This is a genomic window from Belliella filtrata, from assembly GCF_022549775.1.
In the GTDB taxonomy this organism is placed as follows: Bacteria; Bacteroidota; Bacteroidia; order Cytophagales; family Cyclobacteriaceae; genus Belliella; species Belliella filtrata.
Window position 1 is genome coordinate 103,709 of the sequence record NZ_JAKZGP010000002.1, and the last position, 24,448, is coordinate 128,156.

21 protein-coding genes and 1 pseudogene are annotated in these 24,448 nt (G+C 38.0%); 8 read left to right on the forward strand and 14 right to left on the reverse strand.

Annotation, left to right across the window (positions count from 1 at the left end; translation table 11 throughout):
- The first annotated feature begins 89 nt into the window (after positions 1-89).
- Positions 90-1,025: a helix-turn-helix domain-containing protein gene (locus tag MM239_RS01825; RefSeq protein WP_241346106.1), complete on the forward strand. Its 936-nt coding sequence runs from the start codon at positions 90-92 to the stop codon at positions 1,023-1,025.
- 70 nt (positions 1,026-1,095) lie between these two features.
- Here the strand turns inward: MM239_RS01825 and MM239_RS01830 are convergent, their stop codons facing one another.
- The 6 genes from MM239_RS01830 to MM239_RS01855 all read right to left on the reverse strand — a co-directional run bounded on the left by MM239_RS01830 (position 1,096) and on the right by MM239_RS01855 (position 13,863).
- Positions 1,096-2,712, reverse strand: coding sequence for a glycoside hydrolase family 43 protein (locus tag MM239_RS01830; RefSeq protein WP_241346107.1), 1,617 nt, complete (start codon positions 2,710-2,712; stop codon positions 1,096-1,098).
- Positions 2,713-2,859: 147 nt separating this feature from the next.
- Positions 2,860-5,292, reverse strand: coding sequence for a beta-galactosidase GalB (gene galB / locus MM239_RS01835; RefSeq protein WP_241346110.1), 2,433 nt, complete (start codon positions 5,290-5,292; stop codon positions 2,860-2,862).
- Positions 5,293-5,334: 42 nt separating this feature from the next.
- Positions 5,335-8,892: a malectin domain-containing carbohydrate-binding protein gene (locus MM239_RS01840; protein WP_241346112.1), complete on the reverse strand. Its 3,558-nt coding sequence runs from the start codon at positions 8,890-8,892 to the stop codon at positions 5,335-5,337.
- A 107-nt stretch (positions 8,893-8,999) separates the two neighbouring features.
- Entirely contained in the window at positions 9,000-11,738 is a 2,739-nt protein-coding gene (locus tag MM239_RS01845; protein WP_241346114.1) for an alpha-d-galacturonidase, read from the reverse strand.
- A 42-nt stretch (positions 11,739-11,780) separates the two neighbouring features.
- Positions 11,781-12,737: a sugar phosphate isomerase/epimerase family protein gene (locus MM239_RS01850; RefSeq protein ID WP_241346115.1), complete on the reverse strand. Its 957-nt coding sequence runs from the start codon at positions 12,735-12,737 to the stop codon at positions 11,781-11,783.
- Positions 12,724-13,863, reverse strand: a complete 1,140-nt coding sequence (locus MM239_RS01855) for a sialidase family protein (protein WP_241346117.1) — start codon at positions 13,861-13,863, stop codon at positions 12,724-12,726. The genes MM239_RS01850 and MM239_RS01855 overlap by 14 nt, the downstream gene beginning before the upstream one ends.
- A 414-nt stretch (positions 13,864-14,277) precedes the next feature.
- Between MM239_RS01855 and MM239_RS01860 the strand changes: the two genes are divergently transcribed.
- Positions 14,278-15,327: a GntR family transcriptional regulator gene (locus MM239_RS01860; RefSeq protein ID WP_241346119.1), complete on the forward strand. Its 1,050-nt coding sequence runs from the start codon at positions 14,278-14,280 to the stop codon at positions 15,325-15,327.
- A 131-nt stretch (positions 15,328-15,458) separates the two neighbouring features.
- Here MM239_RS01860 and MM239_RS01865 read toward each other — a convergent pair.
- Both MM239_RS01865 and MM239_RS01870 read right to left on the reverse strand, forming a co-directional pair.
- Positions 15,459-15,833 (reverse strand): annotated as a pseudogene (locus MM239_RS01865) (JAB domain-containing protein).
- Positions 15,834-16,117: 284 nt separating this feature from the next.
- Complete coding sequence (locus MM239_RS01870) at positions 16,118-16,702, reverse strand: cyclic nucleotide-binding domain-containing protein (RefSeq protein WP_241346121.1); 585 nt, start codon at positions 16,700-16,702, stop codon at positions 16,118-16,120.
- A gap of 282 nt (positions 16,703-16,984) precedes the next feature.
- Between MM239_RS01870 and MM239_RS01875 the strand changes: the two genes are divergently transcribed.
- From MM239_RS01875 to MM239_RS01885, 3 genes are all read left to right on the forward strand, one after another.
- Positions 16,985-17,566: a hypothetical protein gene (locus tag MM239_RS01875; protein ID WP_241346123.1), complete on the forward strand. Its 582-nt coding sequence runs from the start codon at positions 16,985-16,987 to the stop codon at positions 17,564-17,566.
- The gene (locus tag MM239_RS01880) at positions 17,563-18,123 is read left to right on the forward strand and encodes a hypothetical protein (protein WP_241346125.1); all 561 of its coding nucleotides are present in this window, start codon (positions 17,563-17,565) and stop codon (positions 18,121-18,123) included. Before MM239_RS01875 ends, MM239_RS01880 begins: the two co-directional genes overlap by 4 nt.
- A gap of 65 nt (positions 18,124-18,188) precedes the next feature.
- Entirely contained in the window at positions 18,189-18,809 is a 621-nt protein-coding gene (locus MM239_RS01885) for a hypothetical protein (RefSeq protein WP_241346127.1), read from the forward strand.
- Between the two features lie 20 nt (positions 18,810-18,829).
- Here MM239_RS01885 and MM239_RS01890 read toward each other — a convergent pair whose 3' ends face one another.
- The 3 genes from MM239_RS01890 to MM239_RS01900 form a co-directional block, all read right to left on the reverse strand.
- The gene (locus tag MM239_RS01890) at positions 18,830-19,093 is read right to left on the reverse strand and encodes a hypothetical protein (protein WP_241346129.1); all 264 of its coding nucleotides are present in this window, start codon (positions 19,091-19,093) and stop codon (positions 18,830-18,832) included.
- A gap of 18 nt (positions 19,094-19,111) precedes the next feature.
- Positions 19,112-19,321 (reverse strand): PAS domain-containing protein, encoded by a 210-nt coding sequence (locus MM239_RS01895; protein ID WP_241346131.1) that lies wholly within the window; start codon positions 19,319-19,321, stop codon positions 19,112-19,114.
- A 534-nt stretch (positions 19,322-19,855) separates the two neighbouring features.
- Positions 19,856-20,485, reverse strand: coding sequence for a hypothetical protein (locus MM239_RS01900; RefSeq protein WP_241346133.1), 630 nt, complete (start codon positions 20,483-20,485; stop codon positions 19,856-19,858).
- A gap of 215 nt (positions 20,486-20,700) precedes the next feature.
- Between MM239_RS01900 and MM239_RS01905 the strand changes: the two genes are divergently transcribed.
- Positions 20,701-20,937: a hypothetical protein gene (locus MM239_RS01905; RefSeq protein WP_241346134.1), complete on the forward strand. Its 237-nt coding sequence runs from the start codon at positions 20,701-20,703 to the stop codon at positions 20,935-20,937.
- A 127-nt stretch (positions 20,938-21,064) separates the two neighbouring features.
- Here MM239_RS01905 and MM239_RS01910 read toward each other — a convergent pair whose 3' ends face one another.
- Both MM239_RS01910 and MM239_RS20940 read right to left on the reverse strand, forming a co-directional pair.
- Positions 21,065-21,541, reverse strand: coding sequence for a RagB/SusD family nutrient uptake outer membrane protein (locus MM239_RS01910; RefSeq protein ID WP_241346136.1), 477 nt, complete (start codon positions 21,539-21,541; stop codon positions 21,065-21,067).
- A 61-nt stretch (positions 21,542-21,602) separates the two neighbouring features.
- On the reverse strand, positions 21,603-21,737 hold the full coding sequence (locus MM239_RS20940) for a hypothetical protein (protein WP_262918396.1): 135 nt from the start codon (positions 21,735-21,737) through the stop codon (positions 21,603-21,605).
- A gap of 404 nt (positions 21,738-22,141) precedes the next feature.
- Here MM239_RS20940 and MM239_RS01915 point away from each other — a divergent pair, with 404 nt between their 5' ends.
- Positions 22,142-22,609, forward strand: coding sequence for a MauE/DoxX family redox-associated membrane protein (locus MM239_RS01915; RefSeq protein ID WP_241346138.1), 468 nt, complete (start codon positions 22,142-22,144; stop codon positions 22,607-22,609).
- Between the two features lie 140 nt (positions 22,610-22,749).
- Positions 22,750-23,022, forward strand: coding sequence for a DUF6520 family protein (locus tag MM239_RS01920; RefSeq protein ID WP_241346140.1), 273 nt, complete (start codon positions 22,750-22,752; stop codon positions 23,020-23,022).
- 46 nt (positions 23,023-23,068) lie between these two features.
- Here MM239_RS01920 and MM239_RS01925 read toward each other — a convergent pair whose 3' ends face one another.
- Positions 23,069-24,415 carry a RagB/SusD family nutrient uptake outer membrane protein gene (locus MM239_RS01925; RefSeq protein ID WP_241346141.1) on the reverse strand — a complete coding sequence of 449 codons (1,347 nt, stop codon included), beginning with the start codon at positions 24,413-24,415 and terminating at the stop codon, positions 23,069-23,071.
- Positions 24,416-24,448 lie beyond the last annotated feature (33 nt).

A 24,448-nucleotide genomic window follows, 5' to 3' on the forward strand; every position in this document is an offset into this window, starting at 1 on the left:
AAACATACAATACAAGATAGTACAGTACACAGAACTTTATTTCTTTTTATATTTTAGATACCAATAATCACCAACATTCAAGTATTAACATGAAAAAAGCCGATTCAATAGAAAAAGGTATTTGGCTACATCCCCAAGCACCAGGTCCCTTGATACATTTCCCCTATATCAGCCAATTTGGAGACATGAAATTTTCAAAGGTCAGGATGGACGAGAATATGAAGCCACATTTAAATGATGGTATTGAAATCCATTATGTCGAAAGCGGAAGGTATGAATGGACTATCAATGGGAATCCTGTATTTCTATATCCTGGTGATCTCTCAATTACAGCTCCATGGCAACTAAATGGAAGTCCTGCGGGTAAGATGGATATGGGACATATAAGCTGGATCATCTTAAAACCTGAAAATTATAGTCAAAAAGTAAGTTTGGATTTTGGTCCTTTGTTCAAGAGTTCAAAAGCGATTCAAGGAAACCTCGGAGAATTGATTGCCATAGAAAACGGTATAGTTATTAGAAATGTAAAAGTGCTGAGTAGGTATTTCAAAAGAATTTCTGAGGAGCTTCGCACTCAAGGTGCTGGATACAAAATTGTCATCAGAAATTTACTTGAAAATTTTTTGATTGCTTTAAACAGACAACTGAGCACAAGACAACAGAAAATCGCCCAAGAGGGGTTTCTTATCTCACAGTTATCCAATGAAATCTGTAAGGATTTTTCAAAGAAATGGCCAGTAGAGGATCTTGCAATGAAGTTTGGTATGGGAAAGACCAAATTTACGGCAATGGTAAAGAAGCTCACGGGGTACCCACCCAATAGTTTCATCATTCATTTGAGAATTGCTTATGCAAAAGAAGTCCTGAAAAAGGAAAGGAATGTAAACCTGACAAACCTGGCCTATGAATGCGGCTTTTCTTCCTTACAGCACTTCACTACCTATTTTTCAAATCGAACTGGACTAAGCCCTGCTAATTTCCATAAGCAAATTCATGCAATAGTTCTTAAAGATGTAAAGAAGTGATACTGGTACATTTTTCCATTAAATATCCCAGTCAAATTTATCATTGATTGTATCACTTTACTTTCAAACCCTATTTTTCAAATCTAAAAAAGTCAACCCTAGCAAATCCACTATCATTTATTTGTGAGTCCCTAAGAGCATACAATCCAACCTTCGCTCCAATCCATTTTCCTGGCTCAGCTTTGAATGCTGTATGAACTTCTTGAAAATCACTTCCATCTTCACTATAGCTAAAAACACATAATCCACCTTTAGAAACTTTCACACGTAAATAGACATCATTGCCTTTAATTTTCCTCAACTCTTCCATTACTTCAGGTTTACCGTTTATAGCCTGCTCACAACTACCATAAATCAAGTAAATGCCATCAGGGCTACTATTCAAAAATAGATTGGCATAACTCATGCCCATTACTACGAGGCCTACACGCTCATTTTCTAGCTTTTCATTAGGATAAAAAGCCAATTTCGTGGTCACAGTAAATTCTTCAGCAGGAAACTTTTGTAGTAGTAGTTGGGGTACATCCCATAAATTACGTGCTTCGTTCTCTGGTTTTGCTGTAAACAAAGTAAGTTGCGAATTTCCAGAGTCAATGAATGCCCAAGTAGCTTTAGGATTAGCGTGCCACTGCCACTGTAAGCCTAGCTCGATGCCATCAAATTCATCAGAATCCGCAGGTGTAGCCATGGGATAGACTTTTCCTACATTCGGTTTAGTCGTTTGCATGACCGGCTCCCCTTTGGTTTCATCACCAGAAAATTCTCCTATAATAGGCCAATCATTCTTCCATACCAGAGGCTGTAAGTGCAAAATTCTACCATAAGCATCTTTATCTTGAAAGTGCATAAACCAATCTTCATTGTTTTCGAGTGAGATCCAAGCCCCTTGATGAGGACCATTAATATCAGTACCTCCTTGATCCATAACTACCCTTTCTTCATATGGACCATAGGGATTTTTAGACCTAAGGACTAGTTGCCATCCAGTACTTACCCCACCTGCTGGAGCAAAAATATAATAGTAACCATTTCTTTTGTAAAATTTACTACCTTCTACTGTAGGATGGTTTGGATGACCATCAAAAACCAACCTTCCCGTACCAGTCACTTTTGTACCATCAGGACTCATCGGCTTTACCACCAGTATACTTTTGATTCCAGCGCGACTTCCTGCGTAAGCATGTACGAGATAGGCATTCCCATCCTCATCCCACAGGGGACATGCGTCTATGAGCCCTTTACCTGACTCCACAAGTACAGGCTCATCCCATGGACCAATAGGGTTTTTTGATTTGACCATATAAATCCCAAAATCAGGATCTCCCCAAAAGATATAATACATACCTTCATGGTGCCTGATAGCAGGTGCCCAAACGCCATCGCCATGTCTTGGCACACTAAAGTGATCAACTGGCACTTGTCTTTGCAATGCATGACCTATCAATTCCCAATTAACCAAATCCTTGGAGTGTAAAACAGGCAATCCTGGTACGGCATTGAATGAAGAAGCTGTCATATAAAAATCTTCACCTACCCTGACCACATCTGGATCTGAGTAGTCAGCGTGCAGTACTGGGTTTATGAATGTGTCATCACCTTGATCAGAAACCCAAACTGTCGAAACTTGACCATAACTTTTCATTATTAGCATGGAGCTCAAGAATATTACGCTAAATGTATTTTTCATATCCTATTCATTAAAGCTTCATTGTGTTTTTTGAATTGATTTATCATCATGCAATAATGGTTTCATTTTGAGATTTGAGTTTCCCTACACCACAACTTATTAAACTATTATTTAAGGTTACGAAACTTTAAATCCCAAATCATATATTTAATTCACCTTCAATGTGACATCACCGGACTTCAATCCCTCACTTTTTGCTACAAGGTGTATTGCTCCTGATGTCCTTTCAGATTGGATTATCACAAGACATTTGCCATGAAATGCTTTTCTAAATGGTGCTTTAAAAGATTCTAAACTTGCTTGATAACCATTATCAACTCCGACGATTCTCCCAGGACCTGTGATTTCAAATTCAATCAAGTGATCCGCATAGGGTACAAGGTTACCTTCTTGGTCTTTGACCTCTACAGTAATGAATGAAAGGTCTTTGCCATCTGCACTTAACTCGTTGCGGTCTGCTACTGTTTGTATTTGATAGGCCTCTGCTGCGGTATGAATCTCTTTTTCTAATACAACCTTTCCATCTTTTTTACTGACTGCTTTCAGTGTACCTTTTTGATATGGCACTCGCCACATCACATGGAGATCATCTCCCCGCTTTTTCTCTACGCCAATTGATTTGCCATTCAAGAACAATTCCACTTCATCTGCCTGGCTATAATAGGCCCAAACATCCACCAATTCACCATCCTGCCAGTTCCAGTGTGGATAAATATGTAATACAGGCTTGTCTGTCCATTCACTCTGATACATGTAGTAAGCATCTTTAGGAAATCCAGCCAAATCGACAATCCCAAAATAGGAACTCCTGGCAGGATATGGATACGGAATCGGTTCACCTAAATAGTCAAAACCTGTCCATACAAACAACCCTGCCATGTGATCGAGGGCTTTGATCGTTTTCCATGTTTCCTCATGTGTACTTCCCCAGTATGCTGAGACATGATCATAAGCTGAGACTGAAAACTCATCATTCCCAGTCACCAACGGAATATCGTGTGCTATGGGCCATCTCATCACAGAGTCTGATGGCATTTGATAAAATCCTCGTGTTGCCAAAGCAGACATGCTCTCACTGGCTATAATGGACTCTCCAGGATAAGTTTCAGGAAAATCGCTGTATGCCTCATGCTTGTAATTGAACCCCAAAAGATCCAAGGCTCCAGATTGATAGATAAAATTCTTTTCAGGTTCGTTTTCCGTCAAAGCTGCCGTAACCGGTCTTGTGGTATCTAGCTCTTTTACGATGTTTGCCAATGCCCTGGTAATCACAAGTCCAGTACTATCAAATTGTTCCCTGATCTCGTTGCCTATGCTCCACATCATGATAGAAGGATGGTTTCTATCTCTTTTGATCATATCCTGTAGATCCCTCTGGTGCCATTCATCCCAATCCTTATGATAATCTTCTTTGGCTTTTCTTTTCTTCCAAACATCAAAAGCTTCATCTTGAACAATAAACCCCATCTCATCACATAGTTCCAAAAGCTCAGAAGCAGGTGGATTATGGGCTGTTCTGATGGCATTAACCCCCATTTCTTTTAATATTTCCAATTGTCTTTGAATAGCCCTCTTGTTGACCGCTGCTCCCAAAGCACCTAAATCGTGGTGCAAACAAACGCCTAAAATCTTCTTTTGAACACCATTCAGTGAAAATCCCTTTTCAGGATCAAATTCAAAATACCTAATTCCTAAAGGTGTGCTGTATACATCCTTCTTCTTCCCATTTTGATATACTTCTGAAATCACAGTGTATAAATATGGATCCTCAACACGCCAAAGCTTTGCATTTTCAACTTCCAGACTGTGTTCCACTTGCTCAACCTGACCTGCTTTAACTTGACCTGAGGACTCCTGCCTGGCTACTTCCTTCTCTTCGCTATTCAGTATAATGGATACTAAGGTATACTCTTCTTCTGCAACAGAAGCATTCTTTAACTGGACTGCTAAGGAAACCTTGGCATGCTGATCATTGATCTCTGGAGTGGTAACAAAAGTACCCCAGTGATCGACATGCAACTTATTGGCTGCCACCATACGAACATTCCTATAGATCCCCGAGCCAGTATACCACCTTGAATTGGGTTGATCTTCATTATCGACTTTTACCGCAATCAAATTTGTACTGTCCCCATAGGTCAAATAAGGTGACAAATCGTATTTGAATCCAATATAACCGTTAGGCCTTTTACCCAGGTAATGCCCATTGATCCAAACTTCGCTATTGCTATAAACACCATCAAATTCAATCCAAACCTCTTTCTGCTCGTAAGTCTTCGGGACTGTAAAAGCTTTTCTATACCATCCCTTTCCAGCAGGCAATGCTCCTCCTTCAGGCGTGGTGGGGTGCTGCTCACTGAATGAACCTTCAATACTCCAATCATGTGGAAGTTCTAAACTTCTCCAAGCTGTATCATCAAAATCAGGTTCTGTTGCCTCAGGAAAATCCCCCAAGCTAAATTTCCAATCCAAATTAAAGTCTATCACTTCTCGTGGATTTTCCTGTGTACTACACGCTGAAAATAAGCCATAACTTATCATCATAAGGGTGTACAAAAATTGCTTCCTGATATTTTTCATGGTAATCAATTTATTGAAATGTCTATTTGGAGTTATTGGTGTTTATTGAAATTCAATTGACGCTATTTTCAAACCTTTCATGCCCTCACCTGATAGTATGATTTTGTAGTCTCCAGCGTTGATACTTGAGCCTGATGTGGTATTAAGCACGCGCCACTTTTCATCTGCTACAGGAAAAGTAAGGGTATCGTCTCGCATGACTGTGCCGTTGGCAGCTTCTATTCTGAAATTTACCGAAATCGGCTTATCACTCACATTCATATAGCGATAACGAATCAAATAAGTACCTGCTAGCCCAGGGTAAACTTTTACTGCCATACTAAATTCAGCATCATCTGTGATTTCGATATGTTCTTCATTTCTAAAATTGGCTTCAATAAAACCTTCCCCTTCGATCATGGTCTCTTGCGCTTGGAATAAGTTGATGGGTCTAGCCTCTTCTCCCTCACCCATTTGATAATCAGGCACAGTAACTATACTGTACATATGCGCTGCACAAGTTCCCATGATAGAACCGAAATCAACAGGTTCTCCAGCTTTGAAATTTCTTACCAAAACTTTGAAAACAGCTCCTTCACCATTTGAAGCCATACTTTCAGTCTCTTCATATCCTGTCAGCCAGTCTGGAAATTCCTTGCTCATTGAATCTATCAAAACATAAACCTTACTATCTTTCAACACTTCAAAACTTCCTTCAAAAGCTTCCTCTCCCAAACTTTGAGCGCATTGAAGCCAATCGGCCCCAAATAGCTCATAGGGTAGGCTTGCAAAGGCTACTTCCTTATCCATGTATTGAGGTTGACCAGTGTCAAGCCATGAATTAATTTTCAACAAATTCTCTGAATTGACGCTTGATTTTAAAGAATGCATCGTTTTGCTCGAAGCCTCGGATGGTTTTTTATTCGGATCGTCCGAAGCAATGGCAATTCCAGAAATGACCGCTTGACCAGATTGCACGCCTGTAAAATCAATCACTATTTCTCCTGAAGTAACTTCTACTTTGACCGTTTTTTTCAAAGCATGATCATGCCCTAATTCTGAAAAAATATCTAAATCTTTCAACACTGTCTTCCCATTTACCCCAACATCAAACACCCGCCAGCTTTTTGAATCCATGCTACCACCTGTACCATACCATGGCTCAACAAAGTAAAACGTTATCCAATAAGTGCCGCTTTCAACAGGAAATTTATACTTCAGCTTATCCCTTCCAAACCTAAAAGTTTGAAACAAGCCCCAATCTCTAGTACCTTGGATAGGATCAAATGTTCTCCTCTGACTTGCATAAAAAGGAGGTAAATCATCAAAATCAGCTGTCCAAGATACCGATCCCCAGGAGTTCTCTCCACTCAAGGGTACATCTGCCTGCCATAAATGCCCAAAGCTATCTGTAAAGTCCGGCCCACCACAATTGACCCTATATAGATAATTGAACCCAGGCTCAGCACCCAAAATCAGTTTGTCATTATGATAGAAGGACTCAAAATTTGGAGATTCAGGAAGGTGATTTAGTACAATTACATCTTCAGCCACGAGCTCCCCATCAACATAGCCCTTGGCTAATAGCACATTGTACTGGATATTTATTTGATCCCACTGAAAGTTCTTTCCTAAGCCCGGATGCTCTTTTTTGCCTAAGCTTTCACCGTCCAGGTCATTGAAAAGTTCAACCTCATCACAATTAGAAAAAACAATGAGGCTATCTTTTACCCCTGGCGTATGCCAGCGATCAGGCCAGGTATGTGAAACGATATACACCATAGGATCTGAATACTTGGAGGCATAGGAAGCCCTATACATAAAATAAGCATCCAAAGGCTCCTCCCATGGCGTCACCAAGCCTTTGTAGTTGACGGGTCCAACACGATCAATATCTCTAAAGCCTTCACCATTTTGAATTCGCCCTGGATTTTCATGGGAGTTGTAGAGCCATTGAAACTGACCAGCGAGGTGGTCTTTGTGTTCCTCTGCCAAGCGAATCTTCGACTGCATGAGTTGATAAAACCGATCTTCACTGTATATCCCATTTTGGTCAAAAGGGCCACTGGTGTGCAAATCCAAGCTTCTCCAAGCGCCATATTCTCCATTTAGGATCTGTCTACTCAATTCTTCTCCATATTTCTCTGGATCACCTCCATAGGTTCCAGACCAGTTCTGTACCACGTTCCAATCAGTTCCTTCTCCACCATTGCAAGTGGTGACTAGTCTTTGAGAAGAGGTAGTTGGATCCATTTCTCTTATAATTTCAGTACATTCTTCAGCAAATGCTTTGGGGATGGTGCTTTCATTCTGGAGTCCCCAAAGAATCACAGAGGGACTATTTCTCCTTTCCTTCACCCATTCACGCAAGAGTGTCTTGAAATTCTCTCTAAATGCAGGAGTATCATACCATATGTGAGCAGAGAATTGAGTCCAAAACAGAACCCCTCTCCTGTCCCATTCTTCGTGATACTTCAAGTGATGCGGTTGGTGAGCATCCCTAAATGCATTGAACCCTGCTGCTACTATTTGATCCACCCTAGAGCGCACCTGTTGCTCAGAAAAAGCATGGCTGTTGCCAATCAAATGCTCATACTCACAAGTTCCATTGATAAATACTGGCTCATCATTGATAAAGAACCTGTTATCATCTCCTTCCCTTCCTATGGGCCAGCTGATCCACCTGATGCCATAAGGTGTTTCCATTTCATCGATGATTTTGCCTTTGTGCTTGATCGCTGTCACCACTTTATACATGTAAGGATTCTCAGGAGACCAAAGTTTAGGGCTTGCTATTTCTGGAAGCTCCTGTTTAAACGTCCGTAATTCGCCTTTTTTCAGGTTTACTTTAGATTCCGTTTTTTTTACTTGCTTTCCTTGATCATCAATAAGCGTATTGACTAAAGAATAGGTGACTGGTTTATCTCCATAGTTTTTTAATTCCGTGTGGATATGGAGCTTGGCCTTCTCTTTATCTGTGCTTGGATCATTCCAAACATGCACACCAAAAGGTTCTATCCTTACTGGAGCTGTAACTACCAAAGTAACGGGCCTAAAAATCCCCAAAGGTTGTGAGCCTTCTGAAAAGCCCCATTCTCCAGAACAGCCACCACATACCCAGGGAAGATCTGCAATCATGGCTGGATGATCTGCTTTTACGGCTAAGGTATTTTCTTTGCCAAACAAAATTGCATCAGAAATATTTAATGTAAATGTTGTTCTTCCTCCTGCATGTTCGCCCACCTTAATGCCATTGACCCAAACCGTAGCATATGAACCTACTCCCTCAAAGAACAAAAAATGTTGCTTTGATTGATCCTTGATATCTACTTCGAAAGTTTTTCTATACCATGCAAAACCATGCTTATTGCCATGTTTCATCCTTCGATACCCTTCATACTGATCCCAATTATGCGGAACAGTCACGGCCTTCCATTGACTATCATCAAAATCCACCTCCTCGAACCCATCTTCATTGATTTCTACCAAACCCGTGGCCACACTTCTCCATCCTCCATTCAGGTCCGCAGCTTTCCGAACTTCCTGAGCAAAAGCTGAGTACGTTAAACAGAGTATAAAAAAAATTGATTTGATAAAAACCCTATGGAATAATCTCAACATGATATTGGCTATAAGTATGGTTTATGGGTTTAACTTGAACTATCTAAAACTTCACAATTATCAATGCACCTGATAAAGTTTAGCTTATATGTAAACTCTTTCCTCCATCAATAAAAAACCCAATCGACTGAAACTTTTTCGGAAGGATCTATAAGTCCCGCATCCCTAGGGTTTATTGGAGTTGCGCCATCTACAAAGCCTAAAATTAGAACTTTACCTTTCCCAAGGTTAAGCTCATGGTTACCAGCTTCAAAACTATAGGTATGAAGATTTACACGAGGTAAGTTTTCTAATTCTATAGCATTTAAAATCACAGGTTCAGCCTGGCCACGGTCATTCCCAGCGGCATCAGTCTCTAAAGTTGGTGGGGACAGGTATCCTTTTTGGTCGGTATTGAAATACCCAACGACAAGCTTGACTGGTTTATCTGCTTTGAACTTTAAGCTTGTACCATCTTCAATCTGTTGTTTATCATCAAGAACAAATCCCTCAAAACTTTCCAATTCATCGGCTACTCTTTTAACTACCATTGAGGAGGATTTACTGAGGTTAATTCCTGCTTTCAAATTAACCTTCTTCCCCAGGGAATTCTCCCAGTCAACATTCACATTGTTCCAAGGTTTAATCTCTTCCTTTACTTGATCAGGCTTTTCATTACTTTCTAGTTGAGCAATGTTCCTTTTGAGGTTCCTGAGCTCATTTTGATAATGAGGCAGCATTTCTTCCCAAGTGATATGTTTGCCATCATCCCCACCTATTGGAATTCTACGTTGAGCGGTCTGCATACTATTAGCATACAAGTAGGTATCTTTAGTCAACTCCACTAATCTTTCAAAATGGGCAACACTTTGTTCTAGCGGAGCTACTGCATGTTTCAAATCTTCAATATTTTTTGAATAGCTATACCTCAATACATGGAGAGAGGCTTCAACCTTGTCATGAAAAAAGTCAGCAAATGCTTGATAACAATAAATATCATTTTTAAGTCTTTCAAACTCCTCTATATCCTTAGTCACAGAAGGAATCGCATTTTCGATCGCCTCTACCGCTTTGGCGCCATGGCGTTTAACTTCCTGGATGATTTGGGTAGGAGTCTCACCTACATGATCTTCATTTTCCCATTCCTTTCTGGCATATTCTATCAGTATTTCTCCTTCAGGTCCGCAAGACTCATAAAACCCCGGGTAAACCCTCCATTTGTAAGGGTTGACCAATTGGCTACCAAACATCCCAAGAAGTAAAGTCTGCCTATTCCCTTCTGTAATGCCAAATCTGCGCAACAACTTAGGCGCTATCTCTCCTGTCTCTTCATATGCATCAAGAATATATTTTCCCGCTTGCTTATCACCATACTTATCCCCTATTTTTTTGCTCCAATACGCTATTTCTTCGTCTCTATCACGCTGATGGTTCCAAGCATACCTTGCCCAAGCCTCATACCATATCCAATCTCTATCTATTTGATTTAACCTTTCCGCTGTCTTGTCTGCTGTGTATGGCCAATCCCAGTAAGAGGCTTGTGGATACAAGTGTAGTGCATTAGCCCCATGAACTTCATGCATGGCTTTTACACTTTTTTGAATAAAATCTGGAGAGCCATACCTAAAGGGTTCAAGGTTTGCCAGAATATGCACGTTTGAAATATGAATAGATCCAGCTTGGCTGAGGTCCTTGTGAATCTGTGACCATGGTCCCCGTGGCTCATAAGTAGTCAAGGACTCTCCATTGTACTTGTGCATGGTATATAAGTTCTTGTAAATCGGAAGCGCATTTTCCATTACAAGTGGGGCATTCGTATCATGTGCACGTAAAATTATTGGTGGTTCTTCAGACAACCCTATGGCTTGAAGTCCATCCTTCACTCCTGGGATGACCGTCTCAGTAAACCATTCTATGTCATTTTCCTCCCCTTGCATAGCTTCTCCCAGTGCCACCAGAAGCCCAACATTAGGATATTTTTCTATAAATGCAGCGATTGACTTCCTAGTATAATCAGCTAGTAACGGTGTAATAGGCCTGTTTCTATCTTGGGTGGCAATGTTGTGATGTTCAGCAAATGGTTTGGAAACGATGATATTGTAGAACATCTGAATGACCCATATCCCACGTTTATCTGCTTCTTCAGTAAGAAACTTAAACATTTCTTCATTCTTCTGAAAAGTAGCTTCATCCACTTCGACGGCATAGGGATAATCCTCAAGCTTGACCAAGGAAGCAAATGGGTGTCCGTTCCAGAGATATAAAGAGTTCATCCTATTCTCCACCAGCATATCAAGGTAAGCGATCCAATGAGCTTTATCATAAAACCATGGGAAATTCTCCTCTGTGTATGGATACTCGTAGACTTTTCGCCCAGGCAAATACTCCATCTTCTGAACCCCAATGACTCCTCCTCGAAGAACCATTTCTGGTTGGTCTGAGTAGTTGGTATCAAAATCAATCACACCTTCCTCAAGAAGCTGATCTTTCAATGCCAACAATCCATATAAGGTACCTGAACTGTCTTTGCCTCGAACCATCAATTGTTCTCCATTCCCATATAATGAGAAACCTTCTTTACCCAACGCTCCAGCATCTCCTTCCTCAAAAGCTAGCGTTCTGAGCGCTTCAAGAACCAATTCATCTTGCCAATTACCGATGATTATTTGGTTTTTCGACTTATCCTTATCAAACTCAGTCAGAACATTTACCTCATAATTCGCTTCTTCTAAGGCTTCTTTGAGCTTCTCGACACCAAAGGAGGCCCTTGCGTCTAAACTCTTGTCAAGTATTAGGGTGATTTCGCTTCTAGTATTGCATGAAAATAAGGTAATTACTAAAAGCAGATAGATTATATGGGTTTTCATGATATAGACTTAAAGGTTATGGGTTTGAAGTTTTCTCTGGTTTTAGCTTTGAAAGATAGATTTCAAATATTTTACATTTGCCCCGTAATTTCTCTTAACATTTCTTACATCTGAGACATCACGAGAGCGCTCTATGATCAACCAACCAGACCACCCCATTTCATCTAGGGTTTGTTTAATTTCTGTCATGGGTAGCTTAGGGTTGTTTTCAATCCAAACTCCATCTGTGTCTGAGCAATGGATTTGCGCTAAATTATCTTTTCCGAGAATCTTCAATTCTTGAGAAATATCCGTCCCCCTTTTGATCGCATGAGCAAAGTTGAAACTACTCTTCACGGCTTTACTTCCAACCTCACTTAAGAACTTAAGCTCTTCACTGGCCTCTAAGGAAGTCTCTACGGCAATAATTTTATCCAACTTTTCGGCCTTTGCTCCCGCTTCTTTCAACCTGCTGATAACTTTCTCTCTGAGGTCTGGTGATTTGGTAAAGTCAGCATCAATACCCAAAGGCAAATAAGCGATATCCACATGCATGCTTTGCATTGTACTTAGGGTATCATCTATCATTTGAGGTACAGTAGGTCGGTTAGCAAAGGATTGACCATAAAAACCAGACATTGCTATAGATGAAATTTCTACATTTTGATTTTTGGACTCTTCTAAAAACAACTTTACTTGCGAAGGATCATGGAGCTTGGAATCAAAAGTATCCCTCGAGCCAAGTCCACCCATATCTAACTGGATCCCATCGGCCTGGATTTCATTCGCCAAGGAAAAAGCACTTAACTTTTGCCTTTTGAGTATCATCCAGTCACACACAGCGATTTTATACTGTTCATTCTTGATAGATTGCTTCGCATTATTTCTGGTTATAAACAAAGGGTTGAAGTAAGCTGCCACCCCTAGAAGACAAAACCGTTTTAAAAAATCTCTTCTTTCGTGTTGGGATGACAGCTTACTCATTGGTATTTCTGGGTTTGATTTCTTAATCTTCTTCATGAATCAGGGGTTCATCATATTGTTTCCTTTCGACGCCAGGCCAATCCAACCCATCAATTTTTTCTTTATTGATTTTGGTTGGATCTATTTTTACATACTTGATCTTCTCTCTTCTCCAGGTATATACAGCATGAACAAAGCCATCTTCACTTTGAATGATCGCTGGGTAAGAATACTGACTGATATTAGAATCTTCCAATATCAAAGATGCTTTCCAATCAACCCCATCTGCGGAATGAGAAATATTTAAAGGTGTTCTAGGTCCCTTAGCCTCTTCACCTGGAGGCAAGACGTGATTATAAATGAGGAGGTGATTGCCATCTTTCAAGGTCACTGCATCCGTACCAGAGTTATTGTTTGGAAGAGAAGTCAATTCCAAAGCTGACCATGTCTCTCCATAATCTTCTGACCAAGCAGTGGCAACTCTTCTGCTTTTGGTTCTGCAAAGGATTTGCAACTTCCCATTTCCATGGTCCAAAACACTTGGTTGTATGGCATTGATATCATCTGGCCCTTTATCTATAGGCCCTATTTTCTTCCATGTATACCCTAAGTCATCAGAAACTTCAAAATGAACCCTCCATCCATTACCTTCTGTACTACTTGCGCTCATTAAAAGGCCATTGCCTAAGAGGAGAGGTTTATTTTTGACAGGTCCAAGGATACCTTCTGGAAGCGCCTCAGGTTGAGACCAAGTTTTTCCAGCATCTTTGGAGCGCATCAGCATTCCCCACCATTCCGAAGGCTTAGGCCCAACTTTATAGAACAATAACAAATCACCTTGGGGAACTTGAAAAAGCACAGGGTTCCATGTTGGGTATCTTAAAGTATCATTGATCAGTCCATTTGCGACTTCTTCAGGAGAAGTCCAAGATCCATTTTCCATGCGGCTCAACCATATTCCAACATCTGGATGCCTTTCGTTGGTACCGCCAAACCACGCACTGACAAGACCTTCTGAAGATTCTGCAATGGTCGCTGAATGGCAAGAAGGAAATGGGGCTTGCTCAAAAATAAATTCCTCTACAAGAATTCCTGCTTTCCAATCTGTAGGCTCAGGATCTTTACAAGAGAATAGAACTAGGGTTCCAATGAATGACAATATTGCAAGTGAGTATTTTGACATAAGGTATAATAAGCTTAATTTTAAGAAGCTTTAGATGAAATGAAATTTCAAGTTAGAGACTAGAGAACTGTAAGCTATCCTGTACTTCCCCGACATTTTAATAAAAAACCTTAAAGTTAAAAATTATGAACAATCGATTGCGCTACACTTTGGAATAACAAGATATAGTAGTAGTTTTAAAATAATTTAAGATGTAAGTCCATAGAAAGATTAACCTGAGTATAATTGAAAGTGATACTGTAAGGTATAAAACAAAAAGTATTATAAATGCATGTTTCACAAATGTTTTCATTGAATATCGTCGATAAATCGATTTCAGAAAAGCATTAACATATGAAAAATTAAATTACAAATATCTTCTTTCTGGAAAAATTACATAATGTAATCGATTGCACAAATTAACAAATACCCAAGATGATTTTGACTTCAAATGTAATCAGAATTGACCCAGATTCCAGGGTACCAAAATATCAACAGATCGTCAATTCAATCACTGAGAATATAGAGAAAGACATTTATATCATTGGAGAAAAGATACCATCTATTAACGAAATCAGCGAAGACCTGTATCTTTCCAGAGATACTGTGGAGAAGGCTTACAATTTACTGAAGAAGAAAAAGATTATCGTTTCAGTAAAGGGAAAAGGATATTACGTTGCTAAAAACGTTTCGCACAAACAACTAAGGGTACTTTTTTTGATCAATAAGCTCAGCAATTACAAGCTTCAGATATACAACTCTTTTATTAGCAGCTTAGGAAGTGATGCAAGCATCGAGTTAAAAGTATACCATTGTGATGCAAACTTACTCTGTAATTTGATCCAAGAGAACATGGCCGCATATGATTACTATGTTGTAATGCCACATTTCAAGGATAAAGATAATAACCATCAGAATGCAGATCAGCGAGTAATAACTGTTTTGAATGAAATCCCAAAAGACAAATTGATACTGATGGACAATTTACTCCCTTCCTTACAAGAGGGTGTGGCCGCAATTTACCAAGATTTCAAATCAGACATTTACGACTCATTGGAAGAAGGCATAGACAAACTCAGGAAGTATGAAAAAATAATATTTGTCTATCCAGACCAAGCCGTATACCCTTATCCAAAAGAATTAAAAATGGGATTCGTGCAGTTCTGTCGTACCAATAACTTAGCATTCGAAGTAATATCGACTATCTACCCAGATATGGAGTTTGACAGTAAAGATGCTTACATCACCATTGAAGAGAATGATCTGGTAAGCCTTGTTGAGCAAACTAGAGATAAAGACCTAGAAATCGGAAAGGATATTGGCATTATATCATACAATGATTCCCCATTGAAAAAGCTATTAAGGATCACCGTGTTGTCCACTAATTTTCAAGCTATGGGTGAAACTGCCGCTTTTATGATCAAAAGAAAAAAGTCAGACGTTGTAAGAAATGTCTTCAATTTTATTGACCGAGGTTCAGTGTGAGCAAAGTTTATATTCCTTGAATTTTATAATCAACAAAATAATTTAAACATAACCACGAACATCCTATAATAGAAATATTCAAATTTTTATAGACTGACCTGAATTCCCATTATTCAAAAAGAGCCTTCATATCAACCAGCAAATGAACAGTAGCTTTCTGCTGCCAGAATGATATGATCTAGCAGACTTATGTCAAAACGTTTGCAGGATTCTTTCAGCCTAGCTGTTTTTCCCCTACCCTATTCTGAGTTTTTCAATTATACAGAAGTATGCTTATATGAAATTATCAACCCAGCACAGTTCCCTTTAATCGCTACTGCAATTAAGAACTTCAAATCCACTGTTACAGAGCTAGTACCTCCTTTAGCAATATTGCAGATCCCAATCACTTTATTGCACCTACTTACCAGCATCACCTTGAACTCCTCTATAAACCCAAGGTTATCTTCATCCCAGTTTTCACGAAGCAATTGACTTGCATCTTGTGAACTGTTGATTTTAAGCAAAAAGTATGGTTTTACCTTATGGCTTTAGGACAGTTTTATTCCTGCCACTAGATTGTCTTGAAAATACCTTTTTACCTATTGCATCAAAAAGAACATATGAGCGCCATTATGCAGAAGATATAAAATCAGGATATGAATTATGACAATCAAGCTGTGATCAAAGCCGCAAAAGCCTTCTTGAAATGTCTAAGGCGAGAACCTAAGCTTTATCATGTTTCAACCCAATAAAGAGATAGTAATAGTCCTTTCAGTTTGAAGAAATCAAAAAAAAAATCAGTGCGATTTTAAAACACCTCCTTTTTCCTATTGGCAATATTTGTTTGGGTAGTTTTGAAAATATATGCCAAATCTTTGTTGGAAAAGTACATCATTTCATCGCTATAATGGGATTTTAATTGCTTAAGACCTTCATCCAAAGGAAGTTCTGACAACCGCTGCCATGCAACTGCATCTTCTAAGGAAATCCTGACTAATTTACTAGCTAAGTCTTTAAATGTGGGTAGATTTTGCAACAAATTATCTTCAACATTTTTTTTGAGCTCAAATGTATTCACATAAGTGATTGCTTTCATGTAAAAGTTGGATTTCTCACCACTAAAAAACGCATTCATGTCGGAAGCGATTTTACCAGGCCCAAAAACCCTTACCCTGTAGTCCCTTCCTGTATCAGCTGGCCACTTTTTTGCAATCCATCCTTTGCTCACATACCTTGCAAACGGCTCAAGCTCTCCTACATCCCTAATGATTGTCCCTCTTTTATAGCTACGAATCTTGATATATGGAATAAGGAGTTCATAATCCTTCTCTTTAAGATCAATCAGGTGATCAAACTCTTTTTTTAGTGATTTCGCCCATAAATATTTACTCATTGCTTTTCATTTTCAATGGACCTACTGCAAACCAAAAAATACAAACCCAAAACTCAGATCTCAACCTCCCAAACATATCATAATTGTTGATTTTTCCAAATAAACAACCAATTATTTGCTAGCATTTCCTAAATAAGCTTCCCACAGACCTTATTTAGGAAATGAAAGTAAAATTCATTCCATTAATTTTTATCTGGAAATGCACCTTCCTAACTTAGTCTAGAAACATAAGCACCATCAATCATGAAAAACTCGAGCAAAAAACAATCAACAAAGATACAAATGGATAATAGTTGGTATCAAATCATTGAAAGTCATCATAGAAACATTTCTTTCAAAATGGAGAAATACCACAACGGATATTTCTTCTATTACTATGAATTCAACAAATCGCTCTTCTTAGATGAATCTTTAATTCAAGACTATAAATGCAGCATTAAAATGATTCCAAAGAAAGGTATTAAGCTCATCGAAAGTCATCATTTAAGTGAGCTTAAAGCTGCTGCCGTTGATATAGTTTTACTTAACCAAATCAATTACTTTGATGTGGAAGCTCCCCCTAGCCTTTCAGCATATTGGGATGATTCATGCAAATACTTTCTAAAACACAAAGGTAAAAATGGATATGTGTTGAGGCTGTTTTGGATAGTTGACAAATTCAGATATGATGATGGCCTATTATTCTTAGGAATCCCTCATTCAACCTATGACTTAACCTTGTCTCAATTGGTTAAGTATTTATCTTTCACCAAAGCCAAAAGTTTAGAGAAAATCACGTCAATCGGTAAAAAATCCATAAAGGAATTTTATTCAATTTTCTCTGAAGCAGGCATTTCTCTCGATCCAAAAAATTACATGCCATGAAAACTCCCAGCTATCACTCCATGCTTATTTCAAGATACAGCGCTTGTAAATTCAATTTCAACTCATTTGAAAATGAACAGTTTACCTATTCCATTTATGGCTATAGCTTCTCTTTCTCTAATGAATATGTATCCTTTAGGGTAAAAGAGGACAAAGAAGTCTTAAAATCTATATCGTTGGAAGACATATTCGAATTAAGCCAAAAATACCCAGACTTCCACCTGGATTTTGATTTCCTGATTAACCCAGTCCCCAAACTTTCCTATAACTGGAGAAATTCTTTTGTTAGTTTCCTTAGGGAAAAAGAAAAGGAAATGGGTTTTGAAGTAGCATGTTCTCTAAGGAGGTTGGTAGCTGCAAGCCCTAAGCTAAAAGATGTTAATGCGATCTATGGTTTAGAACTCTATCAAGCACTTTACATTATTTGTGAAAGCGGTACTGACTCATTACAGACAATTTCAGGAGCGTGTTATGAAGAAGCACTTCAATTCCTCAACAAACATGAAATCTATTTAAAAGGACAAGAGAACCCCACCAACATTTGGACTAAAGACTAATTGGGGAGCGCTGAAAAACGCCAACCATAGAATAAATTCACAAACTTTCTAAAGCACATGATCCCATGCAAAAGCTAACCTCCAATCCCTTATCAACGACTCTTCTGGATGATGAAAAATACGATATTGTACACAGCAATACTGAAGATAAAGAAAACTTTCAATTTGAAAGATACAAGCACGGTGTTTTTGATTATTCATTTTACAAGGATTTACCTTGGGGATCAAAAAAGACTACGCAGGAACCGTTATGCATGATCTCGTTTATACCTATTGCCGGATTCAAATTAAACAGATTGCACTCGCTAGCAGGACTGAAACAAAGATCCCAAGAATTATTCATTTGTGATAGGATTAACTGGAAAAAGGCTAAACCACAACATAAGCATTTATCAAAAAGCTGGGATGAACCAGGTTTTAACTTTTTGAGTGATCAATTGAATGTAAACTATTACTACTCACTTAAATTTGCGATATCGTGTTTGGGATCGGATGGGAAACGACTATCCTTGGGCATTCCTAACAATGGTTCACAGATCACACTTGGTGACCTGGTGAAACTACTCTCTTTTACAGCGCCCAAGGAGCTTCTTGAGTTCAGGAATGTTGGCCCCAAAAAAGCAGCTTACCTGTATTCATTGCTCACAGATGCGGGAATTTCTCTGGATGAGAAGAACTATTTGTAAGCAAAATTATTGGTTCAACTTTAATTAGTTGTTATTTTTTTTATTGCATATATTTGATTAAGATCTCTTGTGAAGTTTTCAAGTTCATTTGTTATGGTTTTAAAAAAGCCTGAATATTCAAGGATTTTCTCATGAGTTAAAGAATCTTCAGATTCAAGTAAATTAACTATGCTCAGCATGGTTGTCACGGGCCTGCGCAGTACATGTGATATATCAAAGGATATTTGTTCCAAGGCTGCTTCATACTGAAAATGATGTGAAACATCAGAAAGTGAACCATACATAATGGTCGTTCCATTTTCTTATTTTAAAGGCATTGCATTCAAAGCATGCCATTTATAGTCATCATTGTGCTTTACTCTATATTCATGACAAAGTTTCTTTTCAACCCTTACAGATTTAATTATTGCCTTTTGAACATCTTCTTTATCCTCCGGATGAACAACTGTAAATCCGATATATGGGTTTTTGAGCCAGTCATTTAACTTTATTTCAGGGTGGATAATTTTCATTCCTTTACTGAGAAAGTTGAATTGAAAAAAAAAAAAAATTAGTATCATTTGTATCGATAACTATAAAGCGAAAATTCCACTTTTGCTTCATCCTTTTTAATTCTAATAAAACTTAGCAACTTCTCCTAAAAAATCCCAGAATATCAAAACCCAATTTTATACAACTGCTTGTACAAAAGGCTCTTTTGTACAACTCCTAAAGGGTACATCATTGATAAATATGTTTCAAAGGGTTAAATTAAAGAAAAAGCCTAATGATGAAACAGAACTTCTATTTGGGAAAAGAAAATGAAATGATGCGTCATGAATTGGTTGCTTGCTTTGGGAAAAATAAATATCCATCTGAAGCAACCGCATGGCTAGTCTTTTCCAGGTACAATTATTCTATCGGGAATAGGGGAAAATTCGTTCGTGACCAACTCTTGGATCTCAACTGTTACCATTGCAAGTTTTGTGGATCAGGGCATTTAGGTAGATTAAAAACATAAAAATACAACAAAAGGTTTAAGCTAAAAACTAACTCAGTTTAGCAAGCTAATTCGTATCGTCATTTTTTTGAATACCAAAATTTTTGATTGCCCATGTTAGGATGGCTTTAGAAAGATCATTTTGAGAGATATTCATAAACACAGCCAAATACTTACTTGCAATTTGGAATAATAACGGATTGGTTTTGATTAAAAAATCCAATTTGTCACTTAAAGTATCATGCTCTTGCATTTGCTGGTACTGCCTGTAATCAGATTTGATTACTTTTTTGATATGTTTGCTTAGTTTATCTGGGGCACCATCAACAGACTTCAAAGATTCCATTAAATAGTCTATTGGAATAGCAGTTAGAGATACCTTATTAACAGCAACCCATTCATGGGTATCCACTTTCTTTTTGAAATAGCCAGTAGGGTCAGTTAAAAAAATAGATTGCATCAATTTGATTGATTTGTAAACTATTTTTTGTTCATAGGATAGCGTTCCCAATACAGCACCTTCATGTACAAAGATCAGGTGAGGGACATCCGCATAGGGGAATTTGATTTGCTTTCCTTGTTGAAAAACAACTTGTTTTGCATGCTCAAAAATCTCTTGGAAAGCTGCTCTAAAAATCATTCCATGCCTATGAGCGTAAAAGCCAATGTCCAATTTATATTTTATATTCTTACCCATCAATTGACAACTTAAGTCTATAATTAAGAAATTAATATAATAAATTATCAGCAAAAAAAGTAGAGCTCTAAATTTTAATTTGAAAAATCAGTCCAACAAAACGTCATTTTACCAACACTGGGAATCAAAAAGCCATTTTATCAAACAGCTGATTATCTGCCATCAAAAAAAAATTACAATAGCTTTTTAGCCTTGAAATAAAAAAAGTAACATCGTTGCTTCCAGCACTCGGGTTAGTGCTCGGAGCAACAATGCCCTTGGCTTTTACAGGGCCAATCTCTAATAATCCTGCACATTCTTATGATCTTGTAACACAGGAAATCTCTCAGGATCCCATTCCACCAGGCCAGCCTTACAACTGTAACTTGCAAGAACAAGTATTGTGTACAATAGAACTTGATCAGTTTGGTGGACCAATACCTGCAACTATTCAGGAGGGTGCATTCCAATGATTATTATAAGTATTTAGATTACCAAAAAGGCGATCATGTTTGATCGCTCTTTTTTATTGTCGATTATTTTGTTGAATACCTGAGATTTGAATTTCATTTTCAGGAATCAGAAATGCATATCGATTATTTAAAGACAGTAAATTATATACTTGGTTATCAAATGTTTTTCTAAAGTGACAAAATGTTCGGGGTCAAACCCTACCCTCTTCAAATCGATCCATCTTATCCCTCTAAAAAACAGTTGTTTTCTCCTTTCTATCATTATTTCAGTCAGCAACTCTTTGCCTAATAATGGTTCTAAGTGTTCTATATATTCTGGCTTATACCATTTAATTTTGAATAAAGCCAATGTTTCATTTGCTTCAAATTCTCTACCTAATCTAGCATAACACTCAGTTAAAGTAAGATACAGTTCATCAATAGATAAGCCAGTGAAAGGACGAGTTCCACCCGTATATGACCCTTTAAAAGTAGACATTCCATGAGGATTAGGTGTATTCAAAAACATCACTTTTCTTAAATCATCACCTGTTATTTGCTTATTAAGTACAGTATCCAAAAACATGGAATTTGGTGCTATAGGTGAGGTATATAACATTTGCATAAAAAACCTGTGGTGAGGCCGCTCCATTCAAAAGATCTATTACTGTCAAAATTTCCTCTCTCTACAAATAAGCCTTCTTTGCTACTGCTCCAAATGAAGTAAAGTTCTGACCTAGAGATAAGTAATTATCAGATGCTACTTCAGGATAAATCGGTTCATAACCCATTACATTAAAATCACTATCAATAGCGTCCAAAGATCTTCCACATTATCAGGGACAACCAATGCTTTTTGTGGTTTTTCATCAAAAAAGACGGCACAACCCCAAAGAGGAGTAATGCATATGAATATGATTAATTTATATTTTGACAACTTAGTATTTGAATTCTATTACGAAAAAAATATGACAAAAGCAAATTTCCGCCTTCCATTTCCTAAATAAGCTTCCCACAGACCTTATTTAGGAAATCATAGAAATTAACAGCCCAATAATTTTCGAGCCATTTCATTTACCCCTAACTTCAATCAATAATCAATTAAAAATCAAGTGAATAATCCAGTAAGATAACCCATATGATAACACAAAAATCTTGCACTACAGATTACATATTAACATTCCATTGCTTTGAAGCATGGGATAAAACGAAAAAGGATAAGAAGATGAAATTATACCATTATACTATAGCAAAAATTTGTTCGTGGATACTGGCCATGGTCTTTATCTATACAGCTGTCAGTAAGGTATATGATTGGGAAGGTACGAAGAGATCATTGTATAACCAGGTATTTCCGATTTGGTTAGCAGATATCCTGCTATATGTGCTTCCACCTATAGAAATAATAATAGCTGTCTTGCTACTATTAAACCATACCACAAAATTGGGATTAAGGCTTTCCATTATCCTGATGACCTTATTCACAGGGTATATCTCCCTAATCATTCTGGGAGTATTTGAAAGGGTTCCATGCTCTTGTGGAGGAATCATTTCAACCTTAGGTTGGGGAGAGCATTTGGTGTTCAATATTATACTCCTCTTCATCGCACTTCTGGGGTTATTTTCATGCAGAACAAGCAGGGTTAATTCAACAATGGTAACTTTTACTAAAAAAAATGAGATCGGTCCGTGAAGCTACCAGGTAGTTGCCGGACACCAGCAGGGGGATAAAAAAACACCGATCGTCCCTCTCCAAAGGAAAACATTCCTCCCCCGCCAGGGAGGAAATCCAAAACGACCGGTGGTCTATTAACAACTATAATTAATAATGTTATGAAAAATTACATTGAAAATGTAATAAAAGCAAGTTTTGTGATACTTGCAGTGATTGCGGCGTTTGCGTTTACGACGCCGAAGAATGAAGATGAGCCAAGATTTAGATTGGTTGATAACGAATGGACATTGGTCGAGGGTCAAATTGGGACACATTACACTTGCATTGGGTCATCCCCAATCTGTACTGTTCAACTTGTCGACAATGACCCTGAATTGGGTGAGGTAGTCGAAGATAGTGAAATGTTTGGCATATATACACCAGCTCCATAAAGCTTAAATTTTCATATCAAGTGGAGGGCAATGTCCTCCACTTGAATTATGGGTTTTGCTCTAGTCCATAGGTCTGGATTTCAACATCAATTAATGGTAGGATATAATACAAATCATTTGGCATAAGAGTGTATGTTTTGGAACCGACTTCTTTTGTTAAGATCCTTTGAAAGTCTGGTTCATGATTTAATCTTCTTAGGTCATACCAGCTTAAGCTTCTTAATACCAGTTCCCTCGTTCTTTCTTCAAATACCTCTCGAAGTGATTCAGTAGGATCTGTAAATGAAACTTCAGTGAAAGTAGAAGCTTCATATCGATTTTTTCTCAAAGCATTTAGAAGTTCTAATCCTTCTTGAATACTGCCATTTCTAATTTTACATTCTGATAATATCAAATATAGCTCTGCTGTAGTCATTCCACTAAACAACGTAAACAAGCCAGTATAGCTTCCTTTGAAGGTTACCCTTCCTGTACTTTGGTCAACATTAAAAAACCTTGATTTTCTTAGATCTTCATGTTCATATTTGTCATAGAGCCTTGGAGATATTTCCCCAATAAAGCTAGATAAGTAGTCAATTGTATTCGAGTGGTAAATCACTTCATTATTGAACCTTATGAATGTAGAAGCAGCACTGGGATCGATTTGATGATAATCAATTAAAACATTATACCTGTCCAAAACATATTCCGCAGCATCTTCAGCTTTTGAAAACTCTCCTTGGAATAAGTAGAACCTTGCCAATATTGACTTTGCAGCCAGCTTGGAAGGTCTAGTTTTAAAACTATTTACTTCCTGCAGCAATCCTTCGGCAAGTTGTAGCTGAGCTTCAACAAAAGCATAAGATTCAGATACAGAAAGTCTAAAAGGAGGATTCTCTATAGCAGCAGATTCCTTGAATATCAGGCCATACTTTTCGAGTTCTACTCCATCTTGGGGCATTGCAGCAAATAAGGTTAATAAATTGAAATAGGCATGTGCTCTGTAAAAAACCGCACTTCCTTTTATTTGATCGTATTGGACGCTGTTTGATTGAGTTCTTTCTATTGTTTCCAATGTTTCCAAAACAACATTAGCATAGAATATCTGCTCATACATTCCGATCCAATCTACATTGGTGCCACTTTCGTATAAGTCGTCTGCCCATACATATCCATTTCTTTCCGATGGTTCAGCGATACTTTGAAGAATGTCCTCCTTGAGCAAATACTCATCAGATAAAATTGTCGGTATTCCAGGAGAAAGGTTCATCAGTAACAGTTCGTTGTCCATCAATGCTTGCAAATCAGAAAGCGTGGATGGTACTACAAGTGATTTTTGAGGTTTTTCATCCAAAAATCCTTGACATCCTAATGTTAATAAGGTGACAGCAATAATACATATATGTTTTCTCATCGGTTTTTAATTTTTAGTTTTAGATTTTCCATT